The organism is Novosphingobium sp. JCM 18896 (genome assembly GCF_025938095.1).
In the GTDB taxonomy this organism is placed as follows: Bacteria; Pseudomonadota; Alphaproteobacteria; order Sphingomonadales; family Sphingomonadaceae; genus Novosphingobium.
Genome location: NZ_JAPCZF010000001.1, coordinates 720,865 through 738,135, shown reverse-complemented (window position 1 = coordinate 738,135; position 17,271 = coordinate 720,865). Strand labels below are relative to the sequence as shown.

Annotated in this window: 13 protein-coding genes; 5 read left to right on the top strand and 8 right to left on the bottom strand. The window is 66.6% G+C overall.

All coding sequences use genetic code 11. The annotated features are described in order from the left end of the window. Positions 1-38: 38 nt before the first annotated feature. Positions 39-908: an N-acetylmuramoyl-L-alanine amidase family protein gene (locus OLX23_RS03580; RefSeq protein ID WP_264443125.1), complete on the bottom strand. Its 870-nt coding sequence runs from the start codon at positions 906-908 to the stop codon at positions 39-41. Positions 909-1,505: 597 nt separating this feature from the next. Between OLX23_RS03580 and OLX23_RS03575 the strand changes: the two genes are divergently transcribed. Further along, positions 1,506-4,229, top strand: coding sequence for an Rne/Rng family ribonuclease (locus OLX23_RS03575; RefSeq protein ID WP_264443124.1), 2,724 nt, complete (start codon positions 1,506-1,508; stop codon positions 4,227-4,229). Between the two features lie 77 nt (positions 4,230-4,306). Here OLX23_RS03575 and OLX23_RS03570 read toward each other — a convergent pair whose 3' ends face one another. The 5 genes from OLX23_RS03570 to OLX23_RS03550 form a co-directional block, all read right to left on the bottom strand. Then, positions 4,307-5,266, bottom strand: a complete 960-nt coding sequence (locus OLX23_RS03570; protein WP_264443122.1) for a hypothetical protein — start codon at positions 5,264-5,266, stop codon at positions 4,307-4,309. Between the two features lie 13 nt (positions 5,267-5,279). After that, positions 5,280-7,448, bottom strand: coding sequence for a molybdopterin-dependent oxidoreductase (locus OLX23_RS03565; RefSeq protein WP_264443120.1), 2,169 nt, complete (start codon positions 7,446-7,448; stop codon positions 5,280-5,282). An 85-nt stretch (positions 7,449-7,533) separates the two neighbouring features. After that, entirely contained in the window at positions 7,534-8,484 is a 951-nt protein-coding gene (locus OLX23_RS03560) for an alpha/beta hydrolase (RefSeq protein WP_264443119.1), read from the bottom strand. A gap of 4 nt (positions 8,485-8,488) precedes the next feature. Continuing rightward, positions 8,489-9,253 carry an SDR family NAD(P)-dependent oxidoreductase gene (locus OLX23_RS03555; protein ID WP_264443118.1) on the bottom strand — a complete coding sequence of 255 codons (765 nt, stop codon included), beginning with the start codon at positions 9,251-9,253 and terminating at the stop codon, positions 8,489-8,491. Between the two features lie 97 nt (positions 9,254-9,350). Continuing rightward, positions 9,351-9,755, bottom strand: a complete 405-nt coding sequence (locus OLX23_RS03550; protein WP_264443117.1) for a hypothetical protein — start codon at positions 9,753-9,755, stop codon at positions 9,351-9,353. 184 nt (positions 9,756-9,939) lie between these two features. Between OLX23_RS03550 and OLX23_RS03545 the strand changes: the two genes are divergently transcribed. From OLX23_RS03545 to zapE, 4 genes are all read left to right on the top strand, one after another. Then, complete coding sequence (locus OLX23_RS03545) at positions 9,940-11,376, top strand: acyl-CoA reductase (RefSeq protein WP_264443115.1); 1,437 nt, start codon at positions 9,940-9,942, stop codon at positions 11,374-11,376. Between the two features lie 189 nt (positions 11,377-11,565). Then, positions 11,566-12,348 carry a succinate dehydrogenase iron-sulfur subunit gene (locus OLX23_RS03540; protein ID WP_264443114.1) on the top strand — a complete coding sequence of 261 codons (783 nt, stop codon included), beginning with the start codon at positions 11,566-11,568 and terminating at the stop codon, positions 12,346-12,348. Between the two features lie 10 nt (positions 12,349-12,358). Next, a complete protein-coding gene (locus tag OLX23_RS03535; protein WP_264443112.1) occupies positions 12,359-12,844 on the top strand; it encodes a PaaI family thioesterase in 486 nt (161 codons plus the stop codon). Beyond that, entirely contained in the window at positions 12,841-13,968 is a 1,128-nt protein-coding gene (gene zapE / locus OLX23_RS03530) for a cell division protein ZapE (RefSeq protein WP_264443110.1), read from the top strand. The genes OLX23_RS03535 and zapE overlap by 4 nt, the downstream gene beginning before the upstream one ends. Before the next feature lie 35 nt (positions 13,969-14,003). On the opposite strand, the gene OLX23_RS03525 is transcribed toward zapE, so the two are convergent. Together OLX23_RS03525 and OLX23_RS03520 are read right to left on the bottom strand one after the other, a co-directional pair. Next, positions 14,004-14,924, bottom strand: coding sequence for a crotonase/enoyl-CoA hydratase family protein (locus tag OLX23_RS03525; RefSeq protein WP_264443108.1), 921 nt, complete (start codon positions 14,922-14,924; stop codon positions 14,004-14,006). A 448-nt stretch (positions 14,925-15,372) separates the two neighbouring features. Next, positions 15,373-17,271: an XrtA/PEP-CTERM system amidotransferase gene (locus OLX23_RS03520; RefSeq protein WP_264443107.1), complete on the bottom strand. Its 1,899-nt coding sequence runs from the start codon at positions 17,269-17,271 to the stop codon at positions 15,373-15,375.

Here is a 17,271-nt window from a genome sequence, read left to right as displayed (position 1 = left end):
TTCGCAGGCAGTCCGGCGCAACGAGCCCATGCCACGCTTCATGGCTGAGCCTGCCGCGCAAAGAACGCGCGGATCGCCTGTGCGGTCGCCTTGGCGAAGGTCGCCTGGCCTTCGGGCGAGGCCAGTCTCGCGGCCTCGTCGGGATTGCTGATATAGCCGCTCTCGAACAGGACCGAGGGCATGTCGGGCGACTTGAGCACGACGAAAGCCGCCGATTGCAGCTCGCGATCGTGGAAGCGCATCTTGTCCGAAGCCTCGCGCAGGATCAGCCGGGCGAACTGCTCGGAGCGAGCCTGGGTCTCGCGCTGCGACAGGTCGACCAGGATCGCGCTCACGGCATCGCTGGTGCTGGCCAGCGAAACGCCGTTGACCGTGTCGGCGCGGTTCTCGCGCGCGGCCAGGCGCGCGGCGGTCTCGTTGGTGCCGCGCTCGGACAGCGTGTAGACGCTGGCGCCGCGCACGTCCGCGCCGTCCTCGACGCTGTCGGCGTGGATCGAGATGAACAGATCGGCGTTGAGCCGCCGCGCCATGCCCGAGCGCTCGGGCAGCAGCAGGAAGCGATCGTCGTCGCGCGTCATCGCCACGCGCACGCCGCCGCCCTTGATCAGTTCGTCGCGCAGCGCGCGGGCGAGCCCCAGGGTCAGGACCTTCTCGACCAGCGGCGCGCGACCGGCGCCGGGATCATGGCCGCCGTGCCCGGCATCGATGACGACGAGCGGCCGGCTACCGTCGAGCGGCCCCTGGATCGGCGGCAGGCCGATCTCGCTCGTGGGCGGGGCCAGCACGATACGCTCGACGTAAGCATAGCCGCGACCGGGGGATGCAAAGAGCCGATCCGCCGCAACCATGGCTCCCACCAGCGCCAGTGGCGCAGCGACGAGCAGGACAAGCTGGACCAAGCGCGGCATTGAACCTCTTGCTAGGGCTACCCACATGGAACCGCAATGGCAGAGGGAACCGGTGTCCCCCACCCGTCCGCGGCGACAGCCCCCCACGCGCTACGCACGTCCGCACGCGGGCCAGCCCCGAGGCAAGCCTTGCCGATCAAGGTATTGGCTGCTAGATGAACGAAGCCGGGCGAACCTGTCCGATCCTCGATGCTCCGAAACAGAGCTGAAACAAGCATAATCGGACGAGGATCGCAGAGTTGTTCACTTTTCCGGCCGACATCCGGGCTTTCCAATCCGGACCGAACAGGTTGATGCGAGCCATGAGAAGCCACTTGCCGTTCTGCCAACCGCAGCCTTTGCAGGCGCGGAAGGCTTGGACGGCTGGCGCACCGCATTTCGGTACTGCGCGTTCGACTACGCCGCGCATTCTCCCGCTAGCAGACACGAAGCAAGCCGCCCGGACGCTGTCGCGCTCGGGCTTCACGCACACCCCAGTTCGCCGTGTACCGGGCCTCGACATGATCGGGCGCGGCGGCGAGCTATTGTATATTCGCGCCGCATTGCCGGCTCCCCGTTTTGCGGGGTCCGCGCCGCGGCGCGCTTGGAGAATTCATAATGACCACGCGCATGCTTATCGATGCGCGCCACCAGGAAGAAACCCGGGTGGCCGTGCTCAAAGGCAATCGTATTGAGGAATTCGACTTTGAATCTGCCGATCGCAAGCAGATCAAAGGCAATATCTATCTCGCCAAGGTAACCCGGGTCGAACCGTCGCTGCAGGCGGCCTTCGTCGATTTCGGCGGCAACCGTCACGGTTTCCTCGCCTTCAGCGAAATCCATCCCGACTACTACCAGATCCCCAAGGAGGATCGCGAAGCCCTGCTGGCCGAAGAGGCCGCCCACGCCGAGGAAGAGGCCGCTCTGCGCGCCGCCGACGAGGGTGACGACGACGATTTCGGCGGCGACGACGATCTGGGCGAAGGCCTGGCCGACGATTTCGGCGATGAGGGCGTCACCGAGGTCGACACGTCCGACAAGGACCAGGTCGCGACGATCGAGGACGGCCACGTCGAGAACGGCTTCGAGGACGAAGACGGCGAACAGGCCGAAGCCGGCGAAGGCGGCGACGAGGATGGCCAGGGTGGCCGCCAGCGTCGCGGCAAGCGCCGCCAGGGCGGCCGCGGCCGCTCGAAGGAAGCCGACGAACTGCGCGCCAAGCGCATGGCGCTGCGCCGCCGCTACAAGATCCAGGACGTGATCCACCGCCGCCAGGTGCTGCTGGTCCAGGTCGTCAAGGAAGAGCGCGGCAACAAGGGCGCCGCCCTCACCACCTATCTGTCGCTCGCCGGCCGCTACTGCGTGCTCATGCCGAATTCGAGCCACGGTGGCGGCATCAGCCGCAAGATCAGCTCGGCCTCGGACCGCAAGCGCCTGAAGTCGATCATCTCGGAAATGGACCTGCCCAAGTCGATGGGCTGCATCGTCCGCACCGCCGGCCTTGCCCGCACCAAGACCGAGATCAAGCGCGACTTCGACTATCTCGCCCGCCTGTGGGACGAGATCCGCGAGAACACGATGAAGTCGTCGGCGCCGGCGCTGATCCATTCGGACAGCGACCTGATCAAGCGCGCGATCCGCGACATCTACAACCGTGACATCGAAGAAGTCGTCGTCGAGGGCGAGCAGGGCTACCGCGCCGCGCGCGACTTCATGAAGCTGCTGATGCCCAGCCACGCACGCCGCGTGCGGGCCTATGCCGATCCGGTGCCGCTGTTCCAGCGCTATGGCGCCGAGGACCAGCTGACCGCGATGTACGACCCTGTGGTCCAGCTCAAGTCGGGCGGCTACATCGTCATCAACCCGACCGAAGCACTGGTCTCGATCGACATCAACTCGGGCCGCTCGACCAAGGAGCACGGCATCGAGGCGACCGCGGTCAACACCAACATCGAAGCCGCGCGCGAGATCGCCCGCCAGCTGCGCCTGCGCGACATGGCCGGTCTCGTGGTCATCGACTTCATCGACATGGAATACGGATCGAACGTCCGTAAGGTCGAGAAGGCGATGAAGGAGGCGCTCAAGAACGATCGCGCCCGTCTGCAGATCGGCCGCATTTCGAGCTTCGGCCTGATGGAGATGAGCCGCCAGCGTCTGCGCACCGGCGTGCTCGAAGCCACCACCCGCACCTGCCCGCACTGCGACGGCACCGGCCTGGTCCGCACGGCCAGCTCGGCCGGCCTGTCGGCGCTGCGCCTGATCGAGGACGAGGCCGCCAAGGGTCGCGGCTCGATTATCTCGCTCTACGCCTCGACCGAGGCGGCGGTCTATCTGCTCAACGCCAAGCGCGCCGATCTCGCCGAGATCGAGGATCGCTATGGCGTGCGCGTCGAGGTGATCCCCGAGGGTGAGAACGAAGGCGCCAAGATGCGCGTCGTCTCGTCGGGCCCGCGCCCCGAATTCGTTCCGAAGTTCGAGCCGATCGTCGAAGAGTTCGACGACGAGGACCTGCCCGAGGACGACGATCTCGACGAAGCCGAGGCCGAAGAGGCCGGCAGCCGTGGCGACAGCGATGGCGATGGCCGTCGCAAGCGTCGCAAGCGCCGCCGTGGTCGCGGTCGTGACCGTCGCGAGGACGGCCAGGACGAGACGCAGTCGGAAGACGCCGGTGACGAGCCCGGCGACGACGAGGTTGGCGAAGAGCTCGAAGCCACCGGTGACGACAATGCCGAAGACGGCGCCGACAACGAGGACGGTCCGCGCAAGCGTCGCCGTCGCGGTCGTCGCCGGCGCGGCGGCCGTGGTCGCGGCGAAGGCGATCAGGCCGCGGTGAACGAGGACGGCCAAGGCGCCGAGACCTCGGACGAAGCCGCAGAAGCGCCCGTCGCAGCCGAGCCGGTTGTCGAAGTCGAAGCGGCTCCGGCAGAGGAAGCTCCGGCCAAGCCCAAGCGTACGCGCCGCAAGAAGGCCGATGCCGTTGCCGAGGAGGCTCCGGCGGCCGAAGCGCCCGCCGAACCCGTTGCCGAAGTGGCGGCGGAAGAGGCTCCCGCCAAGCCCAAGCGCACACGTCGCAAGAAGGTCGACACCGTCGCCGAGGAAGCTCCGGCTGCCGAAGCGCCTGCCGAGCCCGTTGCCGAAGTGGTGGCGGAAGAGGCCCCGGCCAAGCCCAAGCGTACGCGCAAGAAGAAGGTCGAAGCCGAGGCAGCTCCCGCAGAAGCCGAGCCGGCACCTGTGGCCGAACCGGCGGCGGATGTCGCGGCTGAGGCTGCTGCCGAGGCGGAAGCCGGCGAAGGTGGCGACACGCCGCGTCGCGGCTGGTGGCAGCGCACCTTCGGCGCCTGATCTCAGGCCCATCTATCGGAAAGGCCCGTCGCTCGCGCGGCGGGCCTTTTTGTTTGCGCGGAAAGCTCCCGTGCGCCTCAATCCGCGCGCAGATGCTCGATCGGCGGAGCGTAGACGCGCTGCAGGACCTCGCGCCATTCGTCGTCGGCGAGCGGATCGGACGGACGCTTCGCCGCGATTCCCCGCGCGATCAGATCGGCCTGATAGCCGTCAACGACCTGCTCCAGGGTCAGGTTCAGCCTTTCATCCTCGAACGAAGCCAGGTGCGCCGCATCGGTGAAGACATGCGCCTTCCACAAGATCGAGATGCGCACCTGATCGAGCCCGAAGCGGATCAGACAATCGTCGCCGCGCCGCATCTCCCAACCGCCTTCGATTGCATGCAGTCTGTTGTCGAAGTGCATCAGCGCACGGACTCGCCCCTGCTCTTCGGGCGTCCCGATCGGCTCCACGCGGTGCCACATGAACTCGTTGTCGCTCATCACCCCGACGTTCCACAGCGGCGCGCGCTCGGTCACCGACGGTGCCTGCGGCCCGTCTGGAAAGTATTCGAAGCCGCCGTCGCGGCCTCGGTAAAACCAGGCGAGACCCGAGGCGATCGGCGTCATCCAATCGTTGAACAGGCCAGCGTGCGCCATGTTCTGGAGCAACCAGACGGGGGCCTGCTGCGCGCCAAAACCGCGGAACTGTGCGAGGTCGAGATGCGGCACACCGCCGGGGGTCGCCGCGTTGAGATTGACCATGGCGGCGAAGGGGCGGACGATGGCCGCACCGAAGGCCTCGCGCGCTGCGGCGATCCAGCGCGAATTCTCGATGAACAGCGGATCGTCGAGATAGGCCTTGAACCAGGGCGCGCTGGCCGCGCCCGCGCCCATCGTCGCACCCAGGTTATGAACCGCAGCGGTGGTCTGGTAGGGCCCGCGCTCGCGCAGCAGTCGCAACACGGCGGTGGGATCATCGAAAACCGCATCGACGCGGACCGGACGCGAACGGACCATTGCGGGGCGCAGCGCCGCAACCTGTGCCAAACTCGCCATCGTCGGCTCTCCCTCAGGCCATGTGCAGTTGGTTCACCTTTTTAACATTTACCGGCACGGCTGAAAAGCGCGGCATGAAGTTGATCGGCTCGACGTGATGCTTCAGCGAGGTCAGCTGACCGACATTGGCGCCGCCGTCGGCCACGGGGTCACCCGAGCCGAGCAATGGCCCGAACATGTGGGTCATCGATATGACCCCGCGGCGCAGACGGTCCTCGCCTTTGGCCAGGGTGCGGATCGCGCCGAACTCGGATGCGATCTCGATCGTGTCGCCGTCGGCCAGGCCTTCGGCCGCCATGTCCTCGGGATTCATGTGCGCATAGTTCACGGGGAACCGGCGGCGGACCTCCTTGGAACCGCGAAACGCGCCATTGAGCGCGTGGAGGATGCGGCGGCAGGTCAGGCGATAGCCGTAGCCGGCTTCCGCGGGTTCGGCCGCAATAGTCGCGAGTTCGGCGGCGACGTCTGGCGGGCATAGCGCGAGCCGCCCCGTCGCCCCCGCCGGCCCGGGCTGCACCACGCGCGGCGGCACTTCGGCACGCACGCCCGAAGGGTTCGCCTTGATCTCGTCGAAGGGTACCAGGCTGTCCTTGGCGAGATAGCGGCACAGATCCTCGGGATCGGGCTTCTCGGTCAGGCTCAGTTCGATGCCTTCGGGGATGTCCTGGAAACGCAGGCCGTAGTTCCAGTACTTGAAGGTCAACGGCACGCCCATGCGGGCGGACACACCCCAGAAGAACTCCCAATCGTCGATCACGCCCTCGGGCTTCGCGACGACGGGCGCGGTATATTGGACGAAGGGCTCGGGATAGGAACCGTCGCCGGGCACCGAAATCTCATGCCGCTCGAACGGCTGGCTCGTCGCGATGACGTAGTCGGCCAGTTCGCCCGTCGCATTGATCCGGCTGTCGAGCGAGACCAGCAGGTCGAGCTTCTCGAACCCGGCCCGCGCCACGGTGGGATCGCCGACCGCCATCAGCGGATCGCCGCCGAAGCAGATCAGCGCGCGGATGCGATCGGGCGAATCCGCGGCGATCTCACCGGGGATCAGCGCCGTCGGGAACTCGCCGACGAGCAGGCCGGTATCCTCGCTAACGCATTTCGGCTCGTGCTCGAAGCTGCGCGTCGGCGAGACCGCCATTTCGTAGGCGTCCTTGACCTTGAGCACGCCCGGATTGCGGATACGGTCGCCGGCCTTGCGGTAACCGCCGGCAAGCACGTTCACCACCTCGATCATGTGATCGGCAGTGTTCGAATGGGTGCTCATCGACGGCCCCGTGCCGCTGCCCGCGAGTGGACGCTCGGCCTCGCCCAGCCACCGGGCCGCGAGCTCGATCTGCTCGATCGGAACCTGCGCGCGCGCTGCGGCGAGTTCGGGGGTGAACGGCGCCAGCGCCGCGCGCAATTCGTCGAGCTGAATGCAGAAGCGCTCGACGAAATCGCGCTTGTACCAGCCTTCGCGCAGCATGACGTGGGCGATCGCCCCGAACAGTTCGGCGTCGTGGCCGGGCAGCGGCTGGATGAACAGGTCGGCGAAGCGCGCGGTCTCGGTCCGGCGCGGATCGACGATGATGATCTTGCAGCCGCGCTCCTTGGCCGCGGCGAACGCGCGCGCCGGCGCACCGACCTCGGCCACGGCGAAAGGAGCGCCCTGGTGCGTGACCAACGGATTACCACCCGCGAGCAGCGCGCAGTCGGCGTCGCGGAAATTGTGACGACCGCTGGCCATCACGCCCATGCGCGCCATGGTCACCCATTTGGCCGACTGGTCGACGGTCATCGACGAAAAGAAGTTCGGTGTGTCGAGCGCTGCCACCCAGGCGCGCTCCATCAGGTTGCCGAGCACGCAGCGATAGGCGCCGGTGCCGTGATAGACCGCAATCGCGCGCGGGCCGTGTTCCTCGTAGACCGCCTTGAGCCTGGCGCCAATCTCGTCGAGCGCGGCTTCGGCATCGATCGGTGCGAAGGCGCCGTCGGGCTGCTTCTTCAGGCTCTGCAGCAGCCGGTTCTCGGCCCCGTTGTGGAAGTCGATCGCGGCGAGCCCCTTGGGGCAGAGATAGGCGCCATAGGGCGAAGCCGTGCCGTCGGGCCGGGCGCGCACCATGCGCCCCTCCTCGACGTCGATCTCCATCGAACAGAGCGCGCTGCAATTGCGGCAGAATGTCTTGACCGTCTCTCCCATCGGCCAAGGTTACCCCAAGCCCGATGGGAGAAAAACGCGAAAGGGCGCGCTGCCGACGTCAGTCAAACGACATCGCAGCGACAAACTACCCCGCGAGCGCCTCGGCGATCATCGCGCGCGCCAGCGCCAGATAGGACAGCATATCCGCCTGTGCCGAGGGGATCAGCCGGCGATAGCTCGAGAAGCCGTGGATCGTGCCGCGGTATTCGCGATAGGTCACGTCGACACCGGCGAGCGCCGCCGCGGCGGCATAGGCGCGGCCCTCGTCGCGCAGCGGATCGAGCGCGGCCGTGACCACCAGGGTCGGCGGCAGCCCGACGAGATCGGCCAGGATCGGCGAGTGGCGCACGTGCTGCCCGTCGGGCGCATAGGCCTGATCGTAATAGGCCATGTTGGCCGATTCCAGGCCGTAGCCGTCAGCGAAATCGACCATCGAGCCATAGCGCTTGCTCGAATCCGCCTTCGGATAGATCGCCAGCAGCGCGAGCAGCGGCAGCGCCGCAGGCCTCGCGTGGAGATCGTTGGCGACCACCAGGGTCAGATTACCGCCGGCGCTGTCACCCGCGAGCACGAGATGGGTGAATTCGCGACCGAAAGCCGCGCCGTTCTCCGCGATCCAGCGCGCCGCGGCCTCGCCGTCGTCGGGCGCCGAAGGCCACTTGTGCTCGGGCGCGAGCCGGTATTCGACCGAGATCACGGGCAAGTCGAGCTGGCGCGCCATTTCGGCGGCGAGCCCGGCGTGGGTGTCGATCGAGCCGACGACGAAGCCGCCGCCGTGATAGAATACCACGACCGGTCCCGGCGCGCGGTCGGCGCGCGGATCGTAGAGCCGCAAGGCGATGTCACCCCCCGGCCCCGCCATCGTGACGTCGCGGATCTCGCCGAGTTCGCCGACGGGCAGGTCCAGGCCGGCCATGGCGTCGGACGGCATCTGGCGGATCATGACCATCATCGCGTCGTTGAACACGGGCCGCGGATTGGCCGCCATTCCGTCGAGAAACTTGCGGACGTCGGGGCGGACGAAAGGCTCGCTCATCGGGTCAAACCCCCGCCGCCATGCCGCCGGTCACGCGCAGGACTTCGCCGGTGACGAAGCTCGCCTGCGGTGAGGTCAGGAACAGCATGGCGTCGACGATGTGCTCTTCCTTGCCGTCGTCGCCGATCATCTGCATCGCCTTGACCCGCGCCTTGGTCTCGGGCGGCAGTTCGGCGGCGATCGTCTCGGTCAGCATCAGGCCCGGCGAGATCGCGTTGACGCGCACGCCATCGGGGCCGAGCTCGCGTGCGAAGGTGATCGTCAGGCCCGAGACCGCGAGCTTGGTATCGCCATAGGCCGAGCCACCCATGTGCCCGGCCGACGAGGCGATGTTGACCATCGACGCACCCGCGCGGCCGCGCATGTAATCGGCCGCGGCGATCGTGCAGGTGACGACGCCGATGACGTTGACGTCGAACAGGCGCTTCACCTTGGCGAGGCCCATCTTGAAGATCGGCTGGCCGTACTCGTCGCTGTGCAGGCCCGCGTTGTTGATCAGGATGTCGATGCCGCCTCCACCAAGCGCCGCGGCGGCCGCCATGATCTCGGCCATCCGCGCCTCGTCGGTGACGTCGCCGCCGAAGCCCGTGGCCTGACCGCCGTTCGCGCGAATCTCGGCCGCGGCTTCCTCGGCAACCTTGCCGTCGATGTCGACGAGCACGGCATGAGCGCCGCGCGCGGCCAGCGCCGTGCCGAAGGCCTTGCCGAAGCCACGACCACCACCCGTGACCACGGCGACGCGGCCCTTATAGAAATTCCCCTCGGACATCGTTCATCTCCTGAATTTGTTGCGGGTGATGGCACAATCGCGCGCGCCGGCAACCGCTGCAGCGATATTTGTGAAAGTGCGCGACGAGGCCGCCGGTTCAGACGGTTTCCGGCAGGCTCCGGGCCTTGCCCAGCGGGATGGTGTTGGACTTCGCCGCTTCCTGGAAGACGATCAGCACGGTGCAGCCCTCGGGGCCGACGACGATCGGACCATAGCCCGTCCCCGCCTTGGCCCAGCGCACGTCGCCCTTGGTGAAATTGGTCTTCCCGACCCGCTGCGAGCCTTCGATGATATATTCGAGGTAGTTGCAGCCGTGGGTGTGCGGATCGACCACTTCGCCAGGCTCGAACTTCGACAGGATCACCATCGGTGAGCTTGCCGCGTTGTCCTCGTCGAGCAGGAAGCGCGCATACTGGATGCCCGGCGAGGCGCCCTGCCCCCAGGCGATGTCCGCGGCAAAGATGTCCCGGTGTCCGCTCCCGGCCTGCTCTCTCGCGGCCATCCTGTGCTCTCCTTGGTTCTGTTCTGCCGCGAATGTCTCATTCGGCCGCAGGAGCAGCAAGCCCCGATCGCAATCCGCGGCGGTCAGCAAATGCCGCTTGCCTCGAACGGCCATAACGCGATAATGAAACGTATCAGTCGCCATTAAGCCGAGTCGCGGCAGGGCGCATGTGGAAAGGATCGCCATGAACACGCTGACCGACCTGAGCAGCCCGCCCTCGACCGAAACCGCTGAGGCCGATTCCGCGCCGTTCTTCATCCGCGGTCAGGTCGTCGAAGGCGCCGAGCAGATCCATCGCTCGCGTGACCTCGGCGTATCCTTCGCCACGCCCAAGCTCGACCTCAACAGCCTGGTCCACCCGCGCACCGAACTGCCGCCGCTGCTCAACACGCCGCTCTCGGAGATCATCGACTTCCTCGTGGAGTCGGGCCAGCGCCTCTGCGATCCGAACAACGAGCACGTCCAGGCCTGCATCGACCGCATGGCCAAGGTCAGCCTCGCGCCGCGCGGGGTGATCGAGCACCAGATGCTCCACGCTACCGAGTACCTCGACAAGAAGGTGCTGATGGAAGTGGTCGAGCAGAACTTCCCCAACCCCAAGGCGCTCGACGAATGGGTGCCGCACACCGATCACCAGGGCCGCCGCAGCTTCATCCGCGCCTATGCCCCGCGCCTGATCCACGTCCTGCCGGGCAATTCGCCGGGCATGGGCATTCGCTCGATCGCGCAGTCGGCGCTGGTCAAGTCGGTCAGCCTGTTCAAGATGGCCTCGGCCGATCCGTTCTCGACCACCGCCTTCCTGCGCACCATGGCCGAGATCGATCCGAACCATCCGGTCGTCCAGTCGATGTCGGCGATCTACTGGCGCGGCGGCGACGATGCCGTGGAGCGCGTGCTCTATCGCCCGCAGTATTTCGACAAGCTGGTCGCCTGGGGCGGCGGCGACGCGATCAACAACGTCATGAAGTACATCGGCCCGGGCTTCCAGCTCGTCTCGTTCGATCCCAAGACCTCGATCTCGATGGTCGGCCGCGAGGCCTTCGCTTCCGACGAGACCCTGGCCGAAGCCGCGGAGTTCAACGCCCGCGACGTCTCGATCCTCAACCAGGAAGCCTGCGTCTGCAGCCGCTTCACCTTCCTCGAGGCGACGCCCGAAGAGGGTGACCGCTATGCCGAGGTCCTGGCCGAGCGCCTGCGCATCGACCGCACCGGCGAAGGCACGCCGCGCCCGCTCGACCGCGAGCTCAAGGAGCAAATCGACGTTCTGCGCATGATGGACGACGACTATGCGGTCTTCGGCAAGACCGACGGTCGCGGCGTCGCGATCCGTTCGGAGGAACCGGTCGACTTCCACCCGCTGCGCAAGACCTCGAACGTAGTCTGCGTGCCCGATCTCATGGAAGCGATGAAATACGTCAACGTCGCCACCCAGACCGTCGGCGTCTATCCGTTCGACCGCATGCCCTCCCTGCGCGACCACCTCGCCAGCGGCGGCGCCCAGCGCGTCGTCCGGCTCGGCGAGGCGGGCCCCGCGGCGATCGGCAATCCGCACGATGCGATGTACCCGCTGCACCGCTTCGTCCACTGGATGGCCAACGAGGACGGCGTCGAGGGCCAGTAGATCCGCAAACTACTGGACCAGGCGTGGGCGGTCGTCTCGAAGACGGCCGCCCCATTCGTTTCGGCCAGGACAAGCACAGCCGCGCGATATGCAAGCGCCATTGCGCGCGACGGGCTTGCCCTGACGCCGTGAATCGCTAGAGAGGCGCAAACAGCCGGCTTTTCGCAGCCGCAATATGGGGCAATTTCGATGGCGACCTTCACCCTTCCGAAGAACTCTGTGATCAACAAGAAGGGTAATCACCACCGCGCCGAGGGTGCGACCAAGGTCAAGAAGTTCACCGTCTACCGCTACGATCCCGACAGCGGCGAAAATCCCCGTTACGACACCTTCGAGATCGATCTCGACAACTGCGGCCCGATGGTCCTCGACGCGCTCATCAAGATGAAGAGCGAACAGGACCCGACCCTGACCTTCCGCCGCTCGTGCCGCGAAGGCATCTGCGGTTCGTGCTCGATGAACATCAACGGCCGCAACGGCCTCGCCTGCACCACCGCGATCGAGGATCTCAAGGGCGAGATCCGCATCACGCCGCTGCCGCACATGGACGTGATCAAGGACCTGGTCCCCGATTTCACGCACTTCTACGCGCAGTACGCCTCGATCCGCCCCTGGCTGCAGACCGTCTCGACCACGCCTTCGGGCAAGGAGCGCCTGCAGAGCCCCGAACAGCGCGAGAAGCTCGACGGCCTCTACGAGTGCATCCTCTGCGCCTGCTGCTCGACCTCGTGCCCGAGCTACTGGTGGAACAGCGACAAGTTCCTCGGCCCGGCGATCCTGCTCCAGGCCTATCGCTGGCTGGCCGACAGCCGCGACGAGATGACCGGCGAGCGCCTCGACGAGCTGGAAGATCCGTTCCGCCTCTATCGCTGCCACACGATCATGAACTGCGCCAACGTCTGCCCCAAGGGCCTGTCGCCGGCGCGCGCGATCGCCGAGATCAAGAAGATGCAGGCCGAACGGCACGTCTGAGGCCGATACCGTGAGCGAAGGCGCGCGCGGTTTCTCCTGCGAGCCGGACCCGGAGAACCCGGGCTGGCATCGCTGGCGGCTGCTCGACGAGACCCGCTACAACGAGGCCGTACTCGGCCGCATGCTGGTGCGGCGCGAGGACGAGGATTCGGCGCGTTGCCGGATCATTCCCGTCCGCCACCTGACCAACAACGGCAACAACGTCCACGGTGCCGCGACGCTCGGCCTGATCGACGTCTCGCTGTTCGCCGGCATGCACATGGTGCGCGGCGTCGATGCGATGGGCTCGGCCACGGTCGACCTGTCCTGCCAGTTCATCGGTTCGGGCGATCCCGAGAAGCCGCTCGACGCCGTGGTCCAGGTCCTGCGCGAGACGCGCCGGCTCGGCTTTCTGCGCGGGCTGATCGTCCAGGGCGAAGGCGAGGACGAAAGCATCGTCGCCTCGTTCACCGGCACGGTCCGCAAGCCCAGCGCCCCGATCGCTTCCGGCCGATGACCGGCCTGCTCGCCCGCTACGAAGCGCTGATCGCCTCGGGCGAACTGCGCCCCGATCCCGAGCAGGAAGCTGCGGCCGAACGCCTCGAGAAGCTCCAGCGCGAGCTCGAGCGCGCGCCCACGGGCGGGCTGATCGGCAAGCTGTTCGGCAAGAAGCGCGAGAGCCGCCACCGCGGCGTCTACATGTGGGGCGGCGTCGGCCGCGGCAAGTCGATGCTGATGGACCTGTTCCACGACAGCCTGAAGATCGACGAGAAGCGCCGCGTCCACTTCCACGCCTTCATGCTCGAGGTCCACGAGCGACTGCGCGACGAGCGCAAGAAGGAACAGGGTGATCCGATCCCGCCGGTCGCCGCGGCAATCGGCAAGGACCTGCGCTGCCTCGCCTTCGACGAGATGGTCGTCAACAATTCGGCCGATGCGATGATCATGAGCCGGCTGTTCACCCAGCTCATCGACGAACTCGGCGTGACGATCGTCACCACCTCGAACCGTGCGCCGAAGGACCTCTACAAGGACGGGCTCAACCGCGAGCATTTTCTGCCCTTCATCGCACTGATCGAGCGCGAGCTCGACGTACTGACCCTGAACGGCCCGGTCGACTACCGGCTCCACCGTCTGGGCGGGATGGCGATGTGGCACATGCCGCTCGGCCCCGAAGCGACCGCGCAGGTGCGCGAGGCCTTCTTCCGCCTGACCGACTATTCGCCCGAGGACAGCGCCCACGTCCCCTCGGCCGAACTCGACCTCGGCGGGCGCACCCTGTTCGTGCCCAAGAGCCTCAAGGGCGTCGCGGTGTTCAGCTTCAAGCGGCTCTGCGGCGAAGCCCGCGGCGCCTCGGACTATCTCGCGATCGCGCGGGCCTATCACACGGTGATCCTCGTCGGCATCCCGAAGCTGGGCCCCGACCTGCGCAACGAGACCGCGCGCTTCGTCACGCTGATCGACACGCTCTACGAGCACAAGGTCAAGCTGCTGGCAACCGCCGATGCCGCGCCCGACGATCTCTATGATACCGGCGCCAAGGGCAACGAGGGCGGCCGCTTCGAGTTCGATCGCACCATCAGCCGGCTTCAGGAAATGCAGAGCGCCGATTACCTCGCACTCGGCCACGGCGAAGAATAGTGCCCGTCCCGGGCGAACCCGGGACGGATTAAAATTCAGGAAGCCCGCGCCAGCATCGCCTTCTGCGCCTGAGCGCTGGCAAGCCGCTGCATCAGCTTGAGATCCTGCTCGCGCAGTTGCAGCGCCGCGTCGGCCCAGAGGTCGACGATCCGGTAGTATTCGGACATCTCGATCGGGTTGGCGACGCGCGTCGCGCGGCGCGCATTGACCACGCCGGCGTGGCGCCGGTCGGTCTTGGCCATGAAGTCGCGCACCGCGGCAACGCCCTCGCCCGCCGGCGCGAGCTGGTGGACGATGCCGAGATCGTACATCTCTTCGGCCGAATAGGTCTCGTTCGAGAGAATGATGCGATCGGCCATCGCCGCACCGAGCTTGCGCGACAGGATCGCGTGCGCGCCCATGCCGGGGAACAGACCGAAGGTCACTTCGGGCAGGCCGAAGGTCGAGCCACGCTCAGCAATGATGAAGTCGAACGACAGCAGCGATTCGAAGCCCCCGCCCAGCGCCTGACCCTGGACCAGGCCAATGGTCAGCATCGGCAGATCTAGCGCGTGCATGTTGCGATCGAGGATCTCGACGCAGCGATAACCGTAGGCTGCAAGTGCCTCGCGATCACGCTCGCGAATGAGCTGGTGGAACAGCGCCAGATCGCCGCCGAAGCAGAAGACGCCCGGCGCACGGCTGCCGAGGACCAGATAGCGCAGCGGCAGACGGCCGGGGCCGAAGCCCTGCTTGATCAGCGATTGCCAGGCCTCGAAATCGGTCAGCATCGTACGCGTGAAGCTCGGCCGATCCTTGGGCCGCATGAAGGTCCACAGCGCCTGCTTGGTTTCGTCGTAGAGCACGTCGAGCTCTTCGAGATTGAGCAGCCGCTCGGGGACGGCCAAGCGCCGTTCCGACCGCTCGAGCAGCAGCTCGACGTCGTCGGTCAAAGGAATGGCCGGCGCTTCTTCCACGCCGTCCTGTTCAGTCCGTCTATCAAGATCGCCGCTTAGCCGATCCATACATAACCCCGCTTACGACCCCGCTGCCAGTTGTTATGTTATCGCGGCCACTTCAGAATCTACGCGAGCACGGACTCCCTTGGCAAAAGGATTTTGCCTCGCGAGGCGTCCTCGGACGGACCACGACTACGTATAAACACTGTGCATAGCAGATAAATTAGACTTGACCGTGCTATTTTGAACACAGCCCACTCGGCCATCCCGGACCGCCACTCGAAAAGGAGCGCGTGGCGGATTCCACGATAAAAATCCGTATCCTGTATGGTTAACTTGGAATTTACCACAACCTATGGCGTTCGAGTCGTTTCGTAAATTAGACAATGGTCGAACATCAGGCGGGATTATCGGCAGCGCAGCAGCCGTCGCAGCGCGTATAGAATTGCGCCGATCTCAAAAAACGTCAGCCGGCGACGCCCAACCGCTCCAGCGATCTCTCGAGCATCAGCAACTGCCATAGGAGACGCGCATTGTCCGAACGTCCGGCGATGTGCGCGGAGGCGATCTGGGCGAGCTGTTCGCGGTCGAACCAGCCCATCCGCGCCAGCCCGGCGCTCTCGCCAATAGCCCGGGCGGCCTCGGCCAGAGGGCCGCGGAACCACTGCGAGATCGGCGTCACGAAGCCCTGCTTCGGGCGATAGAGAATGTCGTCGGGCAGATACCGCCGCATCGCCTTCTTCATCAGCCACTTACCCTGCCCGCGCTGGGTGCGCAGCCTTTCGGGCAGACCTGCGGCGAATTCGATCAGGCGATGATCGAGCAGCGGCTCGCGCGCTTCGAGACCGACGGCCATCGAGGTGCGATCGACCTTGGTCAGGATGTCACCCGGCAGCCAGAACTTGAGATCGGCATATTGCGCGCGATCGAGCCCCGACCGCGCGGGCGCGCGGTTCATCAGGTCGACGAGCTCTTGTTCGGCGCGATAGTCGCCACGCAGCCGCTGGAAGTCCGGCGCGTATATACGATCGCGCACCTCGGGCGGCGTCACCGACAGCGCACGCGCGTAACCTTCCTCGCTGCTCGCCGCGAGCGACAGGAAGGTCGACTTGGCGCGGAACATCCGCGGCGCCCAGTCGGCTTTCGGATAGGCGGCACCGAGCGCACCGAACACGGGGCGACGCAGCGATGACGGCAACAGCCCGCGCAACCGATCCTCGTTGCGCTGGAATACTTGCCGGCGATAGCCGGCCAGTGCCTCGTCCGCGCCGTCGCCCGAAAGCGCCACGGTCACGTTCTCGCGCGCAAGCTGGCAGACGCGCCAGGTCGGCAAGGCCGAGGCATCGGCGAAGGGCTCGTCGAACATCGCCGCAAGCGTGTCGATCGCAGTGAAATCGTCGGGCGATACCGTGCGGCTGCGATGCTCGGTCTGGAAGCGCTCGGCGATCTGCTTGGCGTAGCCGGTCTCGTCGAGTGCGGCGACGTCGAAGCCGATCGAGCAGGTCTTGACCGGATTGGCGCTCGTCTCGGCCATCAGCGCGACGACGCTCGAGCTATCGACCCCGCCCGAGAGGAAGGCCCCCAGCGGCACGTCGGCGACCATGCGCGAGGTCACCGCCTGGCGTAGCAGGAGCAGCAGTTCGGCCTCGAGATCGGCCGCGCTGCCGCGGCGACGCTCGGCAAAGGAAATATCCCACCACTGCACGGGCCGCGGCATCGCGGCATCGTGCCGCAGCAGCAGATAGTGCCCGGCCGGCAGCTTCTCGACGCCCTTGAGGATCGAACGCGTGTCGGGGACGTAGCCCCAGGTCAGATAGTCCTCGACCGCCAGCGGATCGGCCTCGCGGCGCAGCAAAGGGTGCGCGGTCAGCGCCTTGAGTTCCGAGCCGAAGATCAGGCTGCCATCGGCCAGTGGCGCCAGGAACAGCGGCTTCACCCCGAGCCGATCGCGCGCGAGGAACAGCGTGCGCTGGTCGAGATCGTAGATCGCGAAAGCGAACATGCCGTGGAGCCTGGGCAGGCAATCGACGCCCCAGCGCTGCCAGGCGGCGAGGATCACCTCGCTGTCGCCATCGGTGTGGAACACGGCCCCGGTGGCGCGCAGCTCCTCGCGCAGTTCGCGGTAGTTGTAGATCTCGCCATTGAACACGAGCATCGCGCGACCGTTGGTCGCGGCCATCGGTTGCGGGGAGCCGGCGAGATCGATGATCGACAGGCGGCGATGGCCGAGCCCCACGCCGGGCGCGGTCCAGACGCCCTGCCCGTCGGGCCCGCGATGCGCGATCGCGTCGCACATGCGTTCGACCCGCGCCGGATCGACCGGCTTGGGCGTCGAAAGATGGAAAATGCCCGCAATCCCGCACAT

Coding starts and splice junctions, on each gene's coding strand:
- OLX23_RS03545 (WP_264443115.1), top strand. CDS start 9,940: ATGAACACGCTGACCGACCTGAGCAGCCCGCCCTCGACCGAAACCGCT.
- zapE (WP_264443110.1), top strand. CDS start 12,841: ATGACCGGCCTGCTCGCCCGCTACGAAGCGCTGATCGCCTCGGGCGAA.
- OLX23_RS03580 (WP_264443125.1), bottom strand. CDS start 908: ATGCCGCGCTTGGTCCAGCTTGTCCTGCTCGTCGCTGCGCCACTGGCG.
- OLX23_RS03575 (WP_264443124.1), top strand. CDS start 1,506: ATGACCACGCGCATGCTTATCGATGCGCGCCACCAGGAAGAAACCCGG.
- OLX23_RS03555 (WP_264443118.1), bottom strand. CDS start 9,253: ATGTCCGAGGGGAATTTCTATAAGGGCCGCGTCGCCGTGGTCACGGGT.
- OLX23_RS03540 (WP_264443114.1), top strand. CDS start 11,566: ATGGCGACCTTCACCCTTCCGAAGAACTCTGTGATCAACAAGAAGGGT.
- OLX23_RS03560 (WP_264443119.1), bottom strand. CDS start 8,484: ATGAGCGAGCCTTTCGTCCGCCCCGACGTCCGCAAGTTTCTCGACGGA.
- OLX23_RS03570 (WP_264443122.1), bottom strand. CDS start 5,266: ATGGCGAGTTTGGCACAGGTTGCGGCGCTGCGCCCCGCAATGGTCCGT.
- OLX23_RS03520 (WP_264443107.1), bottom strand. CDS start 17,271: ATGTGCGGGATTGCGGGCATTTTCCATCTTTCGACGCCCAAGCCGGTC.
- OLX23_RS03550 (WP_264443117.1), bottom strand. CDS start 9,755: ATGGCCGCGAGAGAGCAGGCCGGGAGCGGACACCGGGACATCTTTGCC.
- OLX23_RS03565 (WP_264443120.1), bottom strand. CDS start 7,448: ATGGGAGAGACGGTCAAGACATTCTGCCGCAATTGCAGCGCGCTCTGT.